The 18,680-nt window shown below is 62.6% G+C and carries 9 protein-coding genes; 6 read left to right on the forward strand and 3 right to left on the reverse strand.

Translation table 11 applies throughout. From position 1 onward, the window contains the following. Positions 1 to 287 precede the first annotated feature (287 nt). The 3 genes from AB4O11_RS18195 to AB4O11_RS18205 form a co-directional block, all read right to left on the reverse strand. On the reverse strand, positions 288 to 2,114 hold the full coding sequence (locus AB4O11_RS18195; protein ID WP_460127752.1) for a glycoside hydrolase family 15 protein: 1,827 nt from the start codon (positions 2,112 to 2,114) through the stop codon (positions 288 to 290). Continuing rightward, positions 2,107 to 2,907, reverse strand: a complete 801-nt coding sequence (locus AB4O11_RS18200) for a glucose 1-dehydrogenase (protein WP_093431918.1) — start codon at positions 2,905 to 2,907, stop codon at positions 2,107 to 2,109. The genes AB4O11_RS18195 and AB4O11_RS18200 overlap by 8 nt, the downstream gene beginning before the upstream one ends. 91 nt (positions 2,908 to 2,998) lie before the next feature. After that, a complete protein-coding gene (locus AB4O11_RS18205) occupies positions 2,999 to 3,967 on the reverse strand; it encodes a family 2 encapsulin nanocompartment cargo protein terpene cyclase (protein WP_460127754.1) in 969 nt (322 codons plus the stop codon). Positions 3,968 to 4,263: 296 nt separating this feature from the next. On the opposite strand from AB4O11_RS18205, the gene AB4O11_RS18210 reads away from it, so the two are divergent. From AB4O11_RS18210 to AB4O11_RS18235, 6 genes are all read left to right on the forward strand, one after another. Continuing rightward, the gene (locus AB4O11_RS18210; RefSeq protein ID WP_093431924.1) at positions 4,264 to 5,436 is read left to right on the forward strand and encodes an MFS transporter; all 1,173 of its coding nucleotides are present in this window, start codon (positions 4,264 to 4,266) and stop codon (positions 5,434 to 5,436) included. Between the two features lie 72 nt (positions 5,437 to 5,508). After that, a complete protein-coding gene (locus tag AB4O11_RS18215) occupies positions 5,509 to 6,249 on the forward strand; it encodes a thioesterase II family protein (RefSeq protein WP_116255258.1) in 741 nt (246 codons plus the stop codon). Between the two features lie 39 nt (positions 6,250 to 6,288). Beyond that, positions 6,289 to 7,272 (forward strand): TauD/TfdA family dioxygenase, encoded by a 984-nt coding sequence (locus tag AB4O11_RS18220; RefSeq protein ID WP_099758494.1) that lies wholly within the window; start codon positions 6,289 to 6,291, stop codon positions 7,270 to 7,272. A 178-nt stretch (positions 7,273 to 7,450) separates the two neighbouring features. Further along, positions 7,451 to 10,852: an amino acid adenylation domain-containing protein gene (locus AB4O11_RS18225; RefSeq protein WP_460127757.1), complete on the forward strand. Its 3,402-nt coding sequence runs from the start codon at positions 7,451 to 7,453 to the stop codon at positions 10,850 to 10,852. 8 nt (positions 10,853 to 10,860) lie between these two features. Next, positions 10,861 to 16,836, forward strand: a complete 5,976-nt coding sequence (locus tag AB4O11_RS18230) for an amino acid adenylation domain-containing protein (protein ID WP_460131105.1) — start codon at positions 10,861 to 10,863, stop codon at positions 16,834 to 16,836. 76 nt (positions 16,837 to 16,912) lie between these two features. Beyond that, positions 16,913 to 18,673: an amino acid adenylation domain-containing protein gene (locus AB4O11_RS18235; protein WP_460131107.1), complete on the forward strand. Its 1,761-nt coding sequence runs from the start codon at positions 16,913 to 16,915 to the stop codon at positions 18,671 to 18,673. The last annotated feature ends 7 nt before the right edge of the window (positions 18,674 to 18,680 follow it).

An 18,680-nucleotide genomic window follows, 5' to 3' on the forward strand; every position in this document is an offset into this window, starting at 1 on the left:
GCGAGTTGCAGGGCAGGCACGGTTCGGAGGATGTTGACCATTTGTAGTCTTACGGCAGTTGAAAACTGTGCTGAGGGAGCTTGCTCCCGCTCGGCGGTGCAGCAGGCGCAAAGTCAGGCAACCCGGTGCTTCGGTAGGATTGGGGAGGCAGGTTTCAGGGCCGCTTCGCGACCCGGCGGGAGCAAGCTCCCTCGCCATAGGGGGTGGGAGTGAGCCTGCTTTTGCGTAGGTGTCAGTCCTACAATTGGCTGTTGATGCGGACTATTTCCTACAGCCTTTGGTGACAATTACGGCTGCCAGTAACTCTTTTCCCCACTCAACTTGCGATCGAGAAAACTCGCCGCACTGATCAACGCCAGATGCGTCAAGGCTTGCGGGGTATTACCCAAGTGCCGGCCATGGGCGTCGAACTCTTCGGCGTAGAGACCCAGCGGATTGGCATAGCGCAGCAATTGCTCAAACTCCAGATGGGCTTTTTCAACCTGCCCCGCGCGAGCCAGGCATTCGACATACCAGAACGAACACGCGGCGAAGGCGCCTTCAGTGCCGGTCAGGCCATCGATATTGCTGTCGTCATTGCGATAGCGATAAACCATGCCGTCGCGCACCAAGGTCTTTTCGATGGCCGCAAGGGTCGACAGCCAGCGCGGATCCTTGGCGCTGACGAAACGCACCAACGGCATCAACAACATCGAGCCATCCAGCGCGGTGCCGCCCTTGTACTGGACGAAATGCCCGCGCTCCTCATTCCAGAAGTTGTCCCAGATGTCGGCGTAGATCGCCTGCCGGGTCGAGTCCCATTGCGCAAACGGTGCCGGTAACGAGCGTTTCGAGGCCAAGCGAATCGCCCGGTCCAGCGCTACCCAGCACATCAGCCGTGAGTGCAGGAAGTGATGCTGCTCACCGCGCATTTCCCAAATGCCGACATCGGCGGTCTGCCACGTTTCACAGACTTGATCGACCACTTCGCGCACATGTTTCCAGCCCTCGTGGGAAATTGCGTCGCCGTATTTGTTGACCAGATACACCGCATCCATTAGCTCGCCGAAGATATCCAGCTGAATCTGATCGTAAGCGCCGTTGCCGATGCGCACCGGTTGCGCACCGCCGTGACCGGACAAGTGCGACAGCTCGGTTTCCGGCAATTCCTGACGACCATCGATGGCGTACAGAATGTTCAACTTCATCGGCTTGCCGCAGCAGTCGCTGACCCGTCCGCGCAGCCAGCCCATATAGGCGTTGGCCTCGCCGACAAAGCCCAGGCGCATGAACGCGTACACCGTGAACGAGGCATCGCGGATCCATGTGTAGCGGTAGTCCCAGTTACGTTCGCCGCCCGGCGTTTCCGGTAGACCGAAAGTGGCGGCGGCGAGAATCGCGCCGTGTTTGCGTGAGGTCAGCAGCTTCAACGCGAGGGCCGAGCGGTTGACCATTTCCCGCCAGCGTCCGCGGTAAATCGACTGACCGATCCAGTCGCGCCAGAACTTCAATGTGCGTTCCATGCACAAGTGTCCGGCGCCTTCGGCGAATCGTGGATCATCGGTCGCCCCGAGCATGAACGCCGCCGTTTCATCTTGCTTGAGCGTGAATTGTGCCACCGCCGCTTGCGCGTCGATCTGCATCGGCTGGTCCGAAGCCAGGCGCAGTGACGGTTGGCCGGAAGCGCTAAATGTCACGTCTTGTTGATCCATCTGAGCTCGGGTGTCGGCTCGGGCGTAATCGTGGCGCACGGCGCAGCGCATGGTGAAAGTCGCTTCGCCGCTGACCACGCGCACCCGACGCATCAACAGCGGCAGGTCATCGGCGTTGTCCGCCACTGGCAGCAGATCGGTGACTTCGACCACCGCGCGCTCACTCAACCAGCGGGTTTGCAGAACGTTAGTGTCGGGCAGGTAAATCTGTTCGCGGCGCGCGTCCGGCAAGTCCGGCGCCAACTGGAAAATCCCCGCGTCCGGGGTGTCCAGCAACGAACAGAAAATCGACGGACTGTCGAATTCCGGCCAGCAGAAAAAATCCACACTGCCACGGTCGTTGATCAGTGCCGCACTGCGCATGTCGCCGATGATGCCGTGGGCGTCGATCGGGCTTTGTCGTTCCAGGTGATGCTCAGCCATTGCCGCGAAACTCCGGATAGAGGCTCATGCCGCCGTCGATGAACAGGGTGGTACCAACGATGTAATCGGCGGCATCCGAGGCGAGAAAGACCACGGCGTTGGCGACGTCTTGCGCGTCGCCGATACGCCCGTAAGGAATCAGATCAAGCAGCTTTTCGCCGGCAGCGCCTTCGGTGGCGTCTTTGTTGATCGCCGTGCGAATCGCCCCCGGCGCGATGCCGTTGATGCGAATGCGTTGGTGGCTGACTTCCTGTGCAAGGGTCTGCATCAACTGATCGACACCACCCTTGGACGCGGCGTAATTGACGTGCCCGGCCCAGGGAATGCGCTGGTGCACCGAACTCATGTGGATGATCTTGCCGGCCGCGCGGGACACACCTTCACGAACGCCCTGGCGATTGAAGATCCGCAGGGCAGCGCGGGCGCAGAGGAACTGCCCGGTGAGGTTGACGCCGATCACCGCGTTCCAGTCGTCGAGGGTCATGTCCACAGCGGCGGCATCTTTTTGCATACCCGAGTTGGCCAGCAGAATATCCAGCGAACCGAAGGCATCGATGGCCGCCGAGAACAGCCGCTCAACCTCGTCTTCCTTGGAGACATCAGCGCGAATGGCGATGGCCTGCCCACCGTCAGCGATGATTTGCCGGGCCAGTGCTTCGGCAGGTTCGGCCTGGCGGTTGTAGTTGATGACCACCGCCGCGCCGGCAGCGGCCAGGGCTTTGGCGCACGCGTGGCCGATGCCGGAGCTGGCGCCGGTGATCAGGGCTGTTTGTCGGGCGAGGGAAATATGCATGCAAAATCGCGCCTGGGGTCAGTGGGCCTATTTAGCTGACTGACGGGCGGCGGCGAGAGTTCATCTTGCGATCATGAAAAGATCGACAGCTTCAGACCTGATAGCGACCACTGGTGCGATGCCATTCCACATTGCCGGCCAGCCAGCTCTTGACTCCGCCCAGGTAACGTATGAGCGGCGCTGATGCGTGCGGCAGTACGGCCTGTTCTGCGGCCTCGTACAATTGCATGATCTCGTCGTGAATGGCGGCACTTTGCGCCATTGCTTGTTCCGGTGAGCAGTGCTGTTCGCGGATCAACAGCAAGGGCAGGTTGAAGTCACCGATTCCGGCTTGCTGCTCCTTCAGCGCCGAAAACAGATCATTGGCAATGATCGTCGCGCTGGCGGCCAGTGCCGTCACGCGTCGCACGTCGGGTGCGCTATACACATTGGCCGGTAGTTCGTAGCCTGCAATGATGTCGATCAACGACAGGCACGGCAGGAAACTGTTGACCTGACGGTGGGCCAGATATTCCCAAAGTGCTGGCGTGAGACCTTCGGTGCGCCAGGCCGCTTCGGCGCTCATGGTCACGAACATGGCGATGATTTCATGGCGCACGCGTGCCACCTGTGCCGGTGTGGCGAAGGACTCCACCCGCGCCAGATACCCGCGCAGAGCGACCAATACCGGATCGCCGCTCAATGCCCGCTCAAGGCCGGGGCGGAACCGTTCGCTCAAGTAAACCGGTTCCAGCGCTGCCAGCGCCACGGACAGGCGTGGGCCGACCATTTTCGGTTCAGATCCGGTTCTCTCGTCATCGCAGTAGTAATCATCGACGGCGAACAGGGCGGCAAAACATTGCGCCGCCAGCAGCAGGCGGTCCGGATCATCCGTATCGTTATGACAAAGCACAGCGAAGCGCCCGAAGCCCATCGCCCGCACTTTTTTGTGCTGGCCTGGAAAAATCCCGACCTGCTCGATCCACGGCATGAGGCGATCATCCACTTCTGCCGCCAGAGACAGGTCGACTCTAAAAGGGGCAAGTCCATACAGCGGCGGGACAGTCCAGGGCGATTGCATCGGCGATTCCTTCGCGTTTGAGCGCAGGGTCATCAGAGCCCGATTGGCGAAAAAAGGCACCTGTCAGACCTGACAGGTCTGCGCGCTTTGCGACAGATGGTCATCCTGGATCCAGAGTCTGACGGAGGTTTCTGGCGGTCTGGTCAGTTGCCAGCGGCAGTCCGGCAGGGGCGACTGAGCCATCTGTTCAGCGAAACGACCCGGGGCTTCGCACCTTCACATTCCACCAACAATTCCCTGCTTCCACGCCACCCGACCCTATGGCAACTTGGCGGCCCTTGATGAGGCTGCAGTCCATGGCAAACCCCTACCGCGAATTGTTCAACGCCCCCGGCGCACGGAATTTTGTCCTGGCCGGAATGATCGCGCGCATGCCGATCTCCATGACCGGTATCGGCGTGATCACCATGCTCTCGCAGTTGAAGGGCGGGTATGCGCTGGCCGGCGCGGTGGCGGCAACCTTTGCCCTGGCCACAGCGTTTTGCGCGCCGCAGGTATCGCGTCTGGTTGACCGTTATGGGCAGCGACGCATTCTGCCGGTATCGGCATTGATCGGCGGCGGGGCGCTGCTGCTGTTGCTGCTGTGCACGCGGTTGCAGGCGCCGAACTGGACGCTGTTTATCTTTGCCGCACTGGCCGGGTGCATGCCGAGCATGTCGGCGATGGTGCGGGCGCGCTGGACGGAGATCTATCGTGGCCAGCCGCAGTTACAGACGGCTTATGCGTTGGAGTCAGTACTCGATGAAGTCTGCTTTATCGTCGGTGCGCCGCTGTCGGTGGGGCTGTGCGTGACGCTGTTTCCCGAGGCCGGACCACTGGCGGGACTGTTGATGCTGGCGGTCGGCGTCACCGCGTTTGTCGCCCAGCGCAGCACGGAGCCCTCGGTGCATCCGCATGAGCCACACCATCAAGGCTCGATCATTCGCTCCACGGACATGCAATGGCTGCTGTTGTTGATGACCGCCATGGGCGTCATCGTCGGCGTGATCGATGTGGTCAGCGTCGCGTTCGCCCAGCAACAGGGGCAGCCGGCGGCAGCGAGCATCGTGTTGTCGGTGTACGGAATCGGTTCTTTCCTGTCCGGTATCGCGTTCGGTGCGATGCGCTCGAAGCTGCCGTTGCCGCAGCTGTTTTTGTACGGTGGAGTGGCGACGGCGGTGACCACATTGCCGCTGTTGCTGGCGAGCAATATTGTTGGATTGTCGGTGGCGGTGTTCGTCGCCGGGCTGTTCTTCTCACCGACGCTGATTGTGGCGATGGCGTTGATCGAGCGCATCGTACCGCCGGCCAAGCTCACTGAAGGCCTGACCTGGCTGGTGACCGGTTTGAGTATCGGCGTGGCGGTGGGCGCCGCCGGCGCAGGTGCGCTGGTCGATGCCTTCGGCGCGCGCAGCGGCTTCTGGCTGGCGATTGCAGCCGGGGCGGTAGTCCTCGCATCGGCGGTGCAGAGTTTCCGTCATCTGAAGTGATCGGCTAACCGACTAATTCCCGCGCTATCTCATCCGTTCTCTTTTACAGATAACCCTATTGAGGTAAACGCGGTGACAAAGCTGACACTGCTGTGCCTGCCCTATTCGGGCGCCAGCGCCATGGTCTATAGCCGCTGGCGGCGCCAACTGCCGTCGTGGCTGCACTTGCAACCGGTGGAGCTGCCCGGGCGCGGTGCCCGTTTCGACGAACCCCTGCAAATCGACATGCGTGCGCTGGCCCGGCAACTGGCCCGCGAGCACAAGGCTGGCTTGCAGACGCCTTACGCACTGTTCGGGCATAGCCTCGGCGCGCTGCTAGCGTGCGAGATGGCGCATGCCTTTCGCGAACTCGGGGTACCGGAACCGGTGGCGTTGTTCGCTTCCGGTACTGCTGCGCCAACGATGCGCAGTGACTACGATCGCGGCTTTGCCGAAGCGCGCAGCGATGAGGAATTGATCGATCAGCTGCGCACTTTTCAGGGCACCAGCGAAGAAGTGCTGGCTAACAAAGAACTGATGAGCCTGACCCTGCCGGTGCTGCGCGCGGACTTCATGATGTGCGGGCGTTTCACGCCGGCGCAGCGGCCGTTGCTCAATTGCCCGGTGCACGTGCTGGGCGGCAAGGAAGACCGCGCGACCACCGAGCAACTGATCGGCTGGAGCAAGGAAACCCTGGGCAGTTTTTCCGTGGACATGATGACCGGTGGGCATTTCTTCATTCATGAGCACGAAGCCCGGGTCATCCGCACGATCAAGACCCATCTGGAAGTCCATCAGCGCCGTCATGCGCAGGCTACGGCACCGGCGTTTTAGCGCGCGGTTCACCTATCGAGTGATTACAGGAGGCCAGTCATGGCTGTTGCTGTGGGATTTTCCGTTCGGCCACTGCTGCCGCAACGGGGGCGCTTGCCGTTGTTGGTGGAAGCGACCGATGCGGACACTGACTTGTTGGCGGTGTTCGATGAATTGAAAGAACTGGTGGACGAGCATCTGCTGCGCGACGGCGGGGTGCTGTTTCGCGGCTTCCGTCTGAACGGTGCCGAACAGTTCCGGCAGTTCGCGGCCAGTTTTGGCCATCCGTTGTTGAACTATGAATTCGGTTCGACGCCGCGCACCAACGTGACGCAGGGCGTGTACACCTCCACCGAATACCCGGCGCACCAGAGCATTCCGCTGCACAACGAGCAGGCTTATTCCCGCGACTGGCCGATGAAGATCTGGTTCTACAGCATGATCGCCGCCAAGTCCGGCGGCGAGACGCCGATTGCCGACAGCCGTGAAGTTTATCGGCGCATTCCGTTGGCGATTCGCGAGCGCTTCGTCAGCAAAGGGCTGATGTATGTGCGCAACTTCGGCAACGGCTTGGATGTGGCTTGGGAAGACGTGTTCAACACCGACGATCGCGAGGTCGTCGAGGCCTACTGCAAGGCCCACGGCATTGTCTGCGAATGGAAGGACGACGGTGAGTTGCGTACTCGCCAGACTTGTCAGGCGGTGGCGGTGCATCCTGTGACCGGCGACAACGTCTGGTTCAATCAGGCGCACCTGTTCCACATTTCCAATCTGCAAGCGGAAGTGCGCGAAAGCCTGCTCGATATCGTCGACGAAGAGGACTTGCCGCGTAACGTCTATTACGGCGATGGTTCGGCGATTGAAGACGAGGTGCTGGCGCAGATTCGCGCGGTGCTCGACGAGTGCGCGATCAGCTTTCCCTGGCAGGAGGGCGATGTGCTGATGCTCGACAACATGCTCTCGGCGCACGCGCGTTCGCCATTCGAGGGGCCGCGCAAAGTGATTGTCGCCATGGCGGAAGGGCATTCACAGGGGCCGCTCTGAGCAATCCCCACGCCTGGTGGTAAAGCAGCCGAAGCCGGTCTCGTACCGGCTTCGGCGTTTGTGTGCCTAGCGTCGGGCCGCTGTTGCGCCAGCGCGCTAAATCATCACGTTTGTCATTCGTTCTTGTTGATACGACCGGGTCTCCTGGTCACGCCGCCGATCAGCAAGGACCCCATGCATGAATGCCGCAGACGCCCAGAAACTAGCCCGTCGTTTTATCGAACTGCCACAGGACAAACGCCGTTTGTTCCTCGCCGGCATGGCCCGTGAGGGCATCGATTTTGCGCAGCTTCCCATGACTGCCTGTGACGGAATCGCCGAGCGCGACGGGCTTTCGTACGCCCAGCAGCGGATGTGGTTTCTTTGGCAACTGGACCCGCACAGTGCCGCTTACAACTTGCCGATGGCGGTGCGCCTGACGGGCGACCTGCAAGCGCAGGCGCTGGAGCAGGCGTTCAGTCTACTGGTGGCGCGGCACGAGTGCTTGCGCACCACCTTCGGTCAGGAAGGTGAGCGCGCGTTTCAGCGCGTCGCCGAACCGCAGCCGTTGAAACTGCCGATCACCGATCTCAGTGCACTGCCCGAGGCCCAGCGCTGGCCGCTGGCGCAACAGCACATGATGGCGGAGGCCGCTCAGGCCTTCGATCTCGAGAACGGTCCGCTGCTCAGCCTGCGCCTTTTGCGTCTGGCCGAGCAGGAGCATGTGTTGCTGCTGACCTTGCACCACATCATCGCTGATGGCTGGTCGATGAACATTCTCATCGATGAATTCATGCGCACTTACGATGCTCTGGTGGCGGGGCGCGAGCCGTCATTGCCGGCACTCACCGTGCACTACCGAGATTACGCCCTGTGGCAACGCAGTTGGCTGGAGGCCGGAGAGCGCGAGCGTCAGCTGGATTACTGGCGTGCACAATTGGGCGACGAGCATCCGCTGCTTGAGCTGCCGACCGATCGTGCCTATCCGGCGCAATCCAGTCATCAGGGCGCGCGTCTGGAAACGGTGATCGACGCAGCGCTGCGCCAAGCGCTGAAAAGCCTCGCGCAACGTCAGGGCGTGACGCTGTTCGTGGTGCTGTTGGCCGCGTTCAAAACGTTGCTGCATCGCTATAGCGGCCAGACCGATATTCGCGTCGGCGGGCTGATTGCCAACCGCACCCGCAGCGAAACCGAAGGGCTGATCGGCTTCTTCGTCAACACGCAGATCCTGCGCAGTGAAGTCACCGCACAAACCCGTTTTGCCGATCTGTTGCAGAGCCTGCGTCAGGCCGCGCTCGGTGCTCAGGTTCATCAGGATCTGCCGTTCGATGCCTTGATCGAAGCCTTACAACCGGCGCGCAGCCAAAGCCACAACCCGTTGTTCCAGGTGATGTTCAACCACCAGCCGCTGGTGACCGACTTGCGCGATGTGCAACTGGAGTCCGGTTTGCAGGTGGGCTATTTGACTGAGGAGCAATTGGCCGGCAGCGGTCGCCAACATGCCGCCACCAGCGACCTGATGCTCGATACCCGTGAGGAGGGCGAGCAGTTGTTCGCGGCCTTCACCTACGCCACCGATATTTTTGATGCCGCGACCATTGCCGCGATGGCCGGGCATTGGCGCAACATCCTCGCGTCCGTGTGTCGCGATCCGCAGCAAGTCGTCGGCGAAGTCGAACTGCTGGCGGCGGCGGAACGTGCACAACTGATTCAGGCCACCGAAGCAGAACCTGTTTTCGCCAGCGTGCAGACCCTGTTCGAAGCGCAAGTAGCGCGCACGCCACAGGTATCGGCAGTGATTCTGGCGACCGAGCCGTCGCCGGCACTCAGCTATGCCGAGTTGAACAGCCGCAGTAATCGTCTGGCCCATCAGTTGCGCGCTCGCGGTGTCGGCCCTGACGTGCTGGTCGGCGTGGCGCTGGGGCGCTCGCTGGAACTGGCGGTGGCATTGCTGGCGGTGCTCAAGGCCGGCGGCGCCTACGTGCCGCTGGATCCGCAAACCCCGGCCGAACGCTTGCGCCATGTACTTGATGACAGTGGTTTGAAACTGCTGCTGACCGATCGCGAAAGCCTCGTCAGCCTGCCGGATCTTGGTGGCGTCGATTGCCTGTGCCTGGAGCAACTGGCCGACACTGATCAGGCCGACAATCTGCCGGTGACGGTCGCCGCACAAAACCTCGCCTATGTGATTTACACCTCCGGTTCCACCGGGCGCCCGAAAGGCGTCGCCGTCAGCCACGGCGCGCTGAGCGAGTTCATCGCCCGTGCCATTGATTACAGCGACCTGCGCGAAGGCGATCGCGTTCTGCAGTTCGCCACCAGCAGCTTCGACGGCTTTGTCGAGCAGTTTTTCCCGCCGCTGTGCCACGGCGCCGCAGTCGTCCTGCGCGATGCGCGGTTGTGGGACAGCGCGGCGTTGCATCAAGTGATTGTCGATCACGGCATCACCCTGGCCGACTTGCCGGCCGCTTATTGGTATTGGCTGGTGCAGGAATATGCCGCTAATCCACCGAGCGGCTTCGGTGCGCTGCGGCAGATTCACGTCGGTGGCGAAGCGATGGCGGTGGACGGTTTGCGCCTGTGGCAACAAGCCGGTTTGGGCCATGTGCGCTTGCTAAATACCTATGGGCCGACCGAAGCCACGGTGGTGTCGAGCATTCACGATTGCACGGCATTGACGGCGGACGCGGTGTCGTGGCGCGGCATCCCGATCGGCCACGGTCTCGACGCGCGGCGTTTATACGTGCTGGACGATGATTTGAACCTGCTGCCGCAAGGCGCGGTGGGTGAGTTGTACATCGGTGGTCCGGGCCTGGCGCGGGGTTATCACCGCCAGCCGATGCTCAGCGCCGAGCGTTTTATCGCCGACCCGTTTGCCGATGGCCAGCGCCTGTACCGCACCGGTGACCGCGCGCGCTTGCGACCTGACGGAGCCGTGGAGTACATCGGTCGGGTCGATCATCAAGTGAAGATTCGCGGTTTCCGCATCGAGCTGGGCGAAATCGAATCGCGCCTGCAGCAATGCCCTGGCGTTCGCGAAGCCGTGGTGCTGGCGGTGCCGCTCAGCGGCGGCCAGCAACTGGTGGCCTACGTAGTCGCCGATCACGCCACGCTCGAAAACGCCGCGACGCAAGCGGCGTTCCGTCAGCAAATTCGCGCTGCCCTGCAAGCCCATTTGCCGGACTACATGGTGCCGGGCCACTTGCTGTTGCTGGCGAACCTGCCGCTGACACCCAGCGGCAAGCTCGATCGCAAGGCGTTGCCGGCGCCGGATCCGAGTCAACTGCACGGCGACTATCGCCCGCCGCAAACAGTCACCGAACAACAACTGGCGCAGATCTGGACGGATGTCCTGCAAGTTTCGCGGGTCGGTCTGGACGATCACTTCTTTGAACTGGGCGGCCATTCGTTGCTGGCGGCGCAGGTGATCGCGCGCATCAAAACTCAATTGGGCGTGGTGCTGCCGCTGCGCAGCCTGTTCGAGAAACCGCTGCTGACCGAGCTGGCCGCCGTGCTGGCGCAACTGGCTGACGGCGCAACGAACGACGACTGGTCCGACATGGATCAGTTCATGAATGCTTTGGAAGGAGAAGAAGTATGAGCGGCACCATGGCGGAACGTATCGCGAAGAGGTTCGTCGGCTTGCCGCTGGAACAGCGTCGGCTGTTTCTGGCCAAGTTGCGCGAAGATGGCAAGGACTTCAGCCTGTTGCCGCTGCCGGTCAGTCGTCACGATGTCGCGCCGATTCCGTTGTCGTTCGCTCAGCAGCGCCTGCTGTTTCTCTGGCAACTCGAACCGCAAAGCGCCGCCTACAACATGGCCGCCGGCCTGCGCCTGAGCGGGCGTCTGGACGAAGTGGCACTGCAGCGTTCGTTCGATCATCTGGTGGCGCGCCATGAGGTCCTGCGCACGGTGTTCCAGACTGACGGTGATCAGCCGCATCAGGTGATCCTTGAACAGCAACCGCTGGCCGTGGAGCGTATCGACCTGACCCGCCTGCCGGCAGCAGAACGCGAGCAAGCGTTGGCGCAACAGGTGCAGACCGTCACTGCAAGGCCTTTCGATTTGCGCCACGGGCCGCTGCTGCGCGCCAGTCTGTTTGCCCTGGCCGACGAGGAATTCGTGCTGGTGGTGAGCATGCACCACATCGTCTCTGACGGCTGGTCGATGGACGTGATGGTCAAGGAATTCGTCCAATGCTATCAGGCGTTCAGCCTCGAACGCGAACCGCAATTGCCGGCGCTGGCGCTGCAATACGCCGACTATGCGATCTGGCAGCGCCGCTGGCTGGAAGCCGGCGAGGGCGAGCGTCAACTCGATTACTGGCGTCAGCAGTTGGGTGAAGAGCATCCGCTGCTGGAAGTGGCGCCGGACTTCGCCCGGCCACTGACGCAAAGCTTCGAAGGCCAGACCCTGAGTTTTGATTTCGGTGCGCCGCTGTCCCTGCAGCTCAATGCCTTTGCCCGCAGCCAGGGCATCAGTCTGTTCATGCTGGTGCTGGCCGGGTTCTCGTTGTTTCTGTCGCGGCAGGCCGGGCAGCGCGACATTCGTGTCGGCGTGCCGAATGCCAACCGTGGCCGTGCTGAAGTCGAAGGGCTGATCGGCTTTTTCGTCAACACCCAAGTGCTGCGTTGCGAGGTGGATGAGCGCGGCAGTTTCGAGGATTTGCTGGCGCGGGTGCGTGAAGCTTCGTTCGGCGCGCAGGCGCATCAGGAGTTGCCGTTCGAGCAACTGGTGGACGAGTTGGTGGCTGAACGCACCCTCGGCCACAACCCGCTGTTCCAGGCCAAGTTCAACCAGAACGTCGGCATGCAGAAACAGCGCGCGATGGCTCTGCCGGGGCTGACGGTTGCCGAATATCCGCTGGACAAGGACGGCACTCACTTCGATCTGGCGCTGGACATCACCGATGACGGCACGCTGATTCACGGCCAGATGACTTATGCCAGCGACCTCTATCGCCCGCAGACCGTCGAAGCTTTCGTGCCGGCCTTGCTCGGTCTGTTCAGCGAATTGCTGAAAGCGCCGCAGGCACCGTTGCACCGTGTTGCGTTGATCTCGCCAGCGCCGCTCCCGGCACACGCCGAACCGGCGTTGTTGGTGTTGCAGCACTGGGATCGTGAAGTCGCGCGCCAGCCCGAAGCATTGGCCGCGCGCGACTTGAATCAGACCTTGAGTTTTCAGGCGCTGGATCAGGCGGCCAATCGACTGGCCCATCATTTGCGCGCCCAAGGCGTGCGCGACGGCGAGCCGGTGGCAGTGCTGATGGAGCGTTCGCTGGACTGGCTGACCTGTGTGCTGGCGATCTTCAAGGCGGGCGCGGTGTACATGCCGCTGGACGTCAAGGCGCCGGACGCACGTTTGCAGCAGATGCTCGGCGCTGCGAAAGCACGGCTGCTGTTGTGCGCCGAAGGCGATGCGCGTGTCTGCGCGCTGGCGGTCGATGGCTGTCAGGGCATCGCCTTTGCAGCGTTGCAGTGGCAGTCAATGCCGGACACTTGCCCAGCCGTGACGCGGTGTGCGCAATCACCGGCGTACGTGATTCACACCTCCGGTTCCACCGGGCAACCGAAAGGCGTACTGGTCAGCCACGGTGCGCTGGGCAGTTATGTGCGCGGAGTGCTGGAACGGATGGCGCCGACGGCGGACAGCAGCATGGCGCTGGTCTCGACCATCGCTGCGGATCTTGGTTTTACCGTGCTGTTCGGTGCGCTGTGTTCCGGGCGCCTGTTGCATGTCTTGCCGGAAGAGTTGGGCTTCGATCCGGACCGCTTTGCCGAGTACATGGCCGCGCATCAAGTGGGCATGCTGAAAATCGTTCCCGGCCATCTGGCCGCGTTGTTGCAGGCCGCGCGGGCTGCCGACGTGCTGCCGGAACACGCGTTGATTGTCGGCGGTGAAGCGTGCTCGCCGGCGCTGGTCGAGCGCGTGCGCCAGCTCAAACCGGGCTGCCGCCTCATCAACCACTACGGGCCGAGTGAAACCACGGTGGGCGTGCTGGCCCATGAAGTCGGTGATCTGACCCTGACGCGCAGCGTACCGGTCGGTAGCGCACTGGCCGGCGCTCACGTTTACGTGCTCGATGATGTGCTGAACAACGTCGCCGATCAGGTGGCTGGCGAGTTGTACATCGGTGGTGACAGCGTGGCGCTGGGCTACCTGAATCAGCCGGGGCTGACGGCCGAGCGCTTCCTGCCCGATCCGTTTGGCGCGCCGGGTGCGCGGGTGTATCGCAGTGGTGACCGGGTACGCCGCAATCGTCAGCAAACGGTGGAGTTCATCGGCCGTGCCGACGATCAGGTCAAGGTGCGCGGTTATCGCGTGGAGCCGGCGGAAGTCGCGCGGGTGTTGCTGGGCCTCGACGGCATCAGTGAAGCGGCGGTGCTGGCGCTGTCACTGGATGACGACCCGACGCGTCTGCAACTGGTCGCGTGGTGTGTGCCGGCGGCGGGGCGGACCATGCAGGCGCAGGCGCTGCGCGAGCAATTGCAGGCGTGCCTGCCGGATTACATGGTGCCGGCGCAGATTGTGCTGCTGGAAACATTGCCGCTGACCGCCAACGGCAAGCTCGACAAACGTGCCTTGCCGGTGCCGGGCGTGGTGACTCAGCACTTCGTCGCGCCAGTGGGTGAAGTCGAAGAAAAACTCGCGGCGATCTGGGCCGATGTGCTCAAGCTTGAACGCGTGGGCAGCAGCGACAACTTCTTCGAACTGGGCGGTGACTCGATCCTCAGCCTGCAGATCATTGCCCGGGCCAAACGCCAGGGCATCAAGCTGAGCCCCAAGCAACTGTTCGAAAAACAGACCATCGGCCAACTGGCTGCGGTGGCCAAGTTGATCGAAGCCAAAGCCGTCGCGGCGGCACCGGTCGCTCGCGGACCGTTGCCGCTGTTGCCGATTCAGACACGTTTCTTCGCAACCGCGATTGCCCAGCGTCAGCACTGGAACCAGTCGGTGATGTTGCAGCCGACCACGCCGCTCGACGCCGTGCATCTGCGCACAGCGCTGGCGGCGTTGATCGAACAGCACGATGCGCTGGCGATGAATTTCCAGGCGTCCGCTGACACGTGGCAGGCAATGCCACAGCCCCAGCGTGATCCGCAGCTGTTGTGGGTGCGTGAGCTGGATAACCTGGACGCTTTGCCGGCACTCGCCGACGACGCCCAGCGCAGTCTGAATCTGCAACAAGGGCACTTGGTGCGGGCGGTGTTGGTGAATCTGCCGAATGCTGAGCAACGCCTGTTGCTGGTTATCCATCACCTGGTGGTCGACGGTGTGTCGTGGCGCATTCTGCTGGAAGATCTGCAGCACGCTTACACTGCGCTGGCGGCGGGCACGCCGCTGGTCTTGCCGGGCAAAAGCAGCTCGCTGCACAGCTGGGCCGAGCATTTGCACCGTTACGGGCAAAGCGCAGCGCTGACCGCTGAGAGCGCCTACTGGCGGCAAACCCTGGCGGCGGGCGACGCGCAACTGCCACGGGATTTCCCGCAGGACACCCAGACCCGCGCACAAGCGGCCCGGGCCAGCACGCGCTTGAGTCAGGCGCTGACCCATAAGCTGCTGAAAGTGGCGCCAGCGGCGTATCGCACGCAGATCAACGACCTGTTGCTGACGGCCCTGGCGCGGGTGTTGTGTGACTGGAGCGAACAGCCTTCGGTACTGATTCAGCTCGAAGGTCATGGTCGCGAAGATCTGTTCGACGACATCGACCTGAGCCGCACCGTGGGCTGGTTCAGCAGCCTGTTCCCGGTGCGCCTGACACCGGCGGCGACGCCAGGTGCGTCCCTCTGTGCGATCAAGGAGCAACTGCGGGCGGTGCCGGGCAAAGGCATCGGGTTTGGTGTGCTGCGTTATCTGAGCCAATCCGCCGAGTTGCAGGGATTGCCGCAGCCGCGCGTGACCTTCAACTACCTCGGCCAGTTCGACGGCGCATTCAACGCCGACGCGGGTGCGCTGTTCGTGCCAAGCGGCGAAAGCACCGGCGCCAATCAGGACGCGGCAGCGCCGCTGGGTAACTGGCTGAGCGTTGACGGTCAGGTCTACGGCGGTGAGCTGGAATTGACCTGGACCTTCGGCAGCGGCATGTATCGCGCAGAAACCGTCGAGGCGCTGGCCGAAGCCTATCGTCGCGAGCTGGAGCGTTTGATCGAACATTGCTGCGACAGTGGCGAGGTGGCTGTGACGCCGTCGGACTTCAGTCTGGCAACGCTGACCCAGGCCCAGCTCTCGGCGCTGCCGATCCCGGCCCGCGAGATCGTCGACCTCTATCCGTTGTCGCCGATGCAGCAGGGCATTCTGTTCCATAGCGTCAACGATCCGGACAGCCCGGCGTACACCAACCAATTGCGTGTCGATGTGCAACAACTCGACGCCGAGCGCTTCCGTCTAGCGTGGCAGCAAACCGTTGATGCCCACGAGATCCTGCGCACGGCATTTGTCTGGCCACAAGACGCTGCCGCCGCAGTACAAGTGGTGCGTCAGAGTGCGCAGATGCCATGGCGCGTGCAGGACTGGCGCGGTCGTTCTGACCTCAGCGCGGCGCTGGAGCAACTGGCCGGCGAGGACTTGGCCAACGGTTTCGACCTGACCGGCGCGCCGCTGTTGCGCGTGACGCTGGTGCGCACTGACGAGGCCACGCATCACCTGATCTACACCTGCCATCACATCCTCATGGACGGCTGGAGCACCTCGCAGTTGTTCGGCGAAGTGCTGCAGCGTTATGCCGGCATGACCCCGGCGGTGGGGCAGGGGCGTTATCGCGATTACATCGAATGGCTGGGTCAGCGCGATCAGCAGGCCAGTCGGGATTTCTGGACGACCGCCCTCGCGGATCTTGATGAACCGACGCGTCTGGCCGGTGCCTTGTCGGGCGGGCAGCACGCAGCCAGCGGTTACGCCGATCACGAGCATGTATTCAGTGAAACCTTGACGGCGGACTTGAACCGCTTCGCCCGCGAGCAGAAAGTCACCCTCAATACCTTGGTGCAAGCGGCGTGGCTGGTGCTGTTGCAGCGTTATACCGGGCAGGACCATGTGGCGTTCGGCGCCACGGTGGCCGGGCGTCCGACGGATTTGCCGGGTGTCGAGCAGCAGATCGGTCTGTTCATCAACACCTTGCCGGTGGTCGCGGCGCCGTCCGCCGAGATCGTCGTCAGCCAGTGGCTGCAACAGGTGCAGGACGTCAATCTGGCCCTGCGTGAACACGAGCACACGCCGCTCTACGACATTCAGCGTTGGGCCGGTGCCGGTAACGGCGCGTTGTTCGACAGCATTCTGGTGTTCGAAAACTACCCGATGGCCGAAGCGCTGCAACAGGGCCCGGCCACCGGTCTGACGTTCTCGGCGATTCGTCGTCAGGAACAGACCAACTACCCGTTGACGCTGGTGGCGGTCACCGGGCGTGAACTGAGCACTGGGGATCAGTTACGACCGGGCCAGTTTCGATCCGGCCGCAATCAGCAGTTTGAGCGCGCAACTGGAGAGCCTGCTGACGCAGTTCCTCGCCGATGCTTCTCTGCCGCTGGGCGATTTGCAATTGCTTGCAGAACCGCAGCGTCAACAAGCCATCGCTTGGGGCAAGGCTGACCTCACGGCAACGGACGCGCGCACGGTGCTGGAACACCTCGCCGCGCAAGTGCAGCGCCAACCGCAAGCGCATGCGGTGCTGTTCGCCGAACAACAGATCGATTACCAAAGCCTCGATGCTCGGGCCAATCGTCTGGCGCACAAGCTGCAGGCACTGGCCGTCGGACCGGAGGTGCGCGTCGGCGTGTGCATGCGACGCACGCCGGATATGCTCGTGGCGTTGTTGGCCATTCTCAAGGCCGGTGGCGCGTATGTGCCGCTGGATCCGGACTACCCGCAGGAACGCTTGCTGCACATGCTCGATGACAGCCGCGCCGCCGTGCTGATCACCGAACCGGCCGCACTGGCGCTGCTGCCTGAAAACTTGAGTGCGCAGGTGTTGTTGGTGGAAGGGGGTGCGTTGAGTTCGTTCCCGGCAACTGCGCCGCTGGTGAATGTCACTGCGCAGAATCTTGCGTACGTCATCTACACCTCCGGTTCCACCGGCAAACCGAAAGGCGTAGCCATCACCCACGGCAACCTGTCGGCGCTGATTCAGTGGTCGGCCGGGGTCTTTCGCGAAGAACAGTTGCGTGGCGTGCTGGCGTCGACGTCGATCTGCTTCGACCTGTCGGTCTGGGAGATTTTCGTCACTCTGGCTTGCGGGGGTTGCCTGGTGTTGGCGGACAATGCGCTGGCGCTGGCCGACTTGCCGGCCCGCGAACAGGTCACCTTGATCAACACGGTGCCGTCGGCGATTGCCGCGCTGCAACGGGCCGGGCAGATTCCGCATTCGGTGGCGACCATCAATCTGGCCGGCGAACCGCTCAAACAGAGCCTGGTCGACACGTTGTACGCGAGCACGTCGGTGCAACAGGTCTACGACCTCTACGGGCCGTCGGAAGACACCACCTATTCGACCTTCACCCTGCGCATCCCGCAGGGGCAGGCGAACATCGGCCGGCCGTTGCCGAACACCGTGGCCTATCTGCTCGACAGCCAGTTGCAAGTGTTGCCGAGTGGCGTGCCTGCCGAGTTGTACCTGGGCGGTGCCGGTGTCACCCGGGGTTATCTGCTGCGCGCGGCACTGACCGCCGAGCGCTTTGTGCCGAACCCTTACGCCAGCAACGGCGAGCGCCTGTACCGCACTGGCGATCTGGTGCGTCAGGGCGGCGACGACAACATCGAGTACATCGGCCGAGCCGACCATCAGGTGAAGATTCGCGGCTTCCGTATCGAACTCAGCGAAATCGAAGCACGGCTGCTGGAGCAGGATGAGATCCGTGAAGCCGTGGTGCTCGCGCAGGACGGAGCCGCCGGCAAACACCTGCACGCCTATGTGGTGGTGGCGCAGGCAGTGGTCGATCAAACGGTGTTGGCGGAACGCTTGCGCAATGCGCTGGCCAGTCGCTTGCCGGCGCACATGGTGCCGGGCCACTTGCACCTAATCGACGCCATTCCGCTGACTCCCAACGGCAAGCTCGATCGCAAGGCGCTGATGGCCTTGGGCGACGGCCCGACGCAGCAGCACTATCAGGCGCCGCAAAGCGATTTGCAGTGGGCTGTGGCGACGATCTGGCAGGAGGTGCTGGAGGTCGAGCAGGTGGGCCTCGCGGACAACTTCTTCCAGCTCGGTGGGCATTCGTTGCTGGCCACGCTGGTGGTGACCCGGATCAAGGAACGTCTGGGCGACAAGGTGCCGCTTAAAGAGTTGTTCGAAACCGATACCCTCAAGGCGTTCTGCGCGCGAATCGAGGCTCTGCGCGTCGAAATGTCGCCCGTTCAGGATGAATTGGCTAAATCCCTGGAGGCCCTCAAACGTCTATCCCTCGATGATCTGGAAAAACTGATTTCTTGAGAGGGAA

The sequence above is a fragment of the Pseudomonas sp. H1_D05 genome (genome assembly GCF_054682705.1).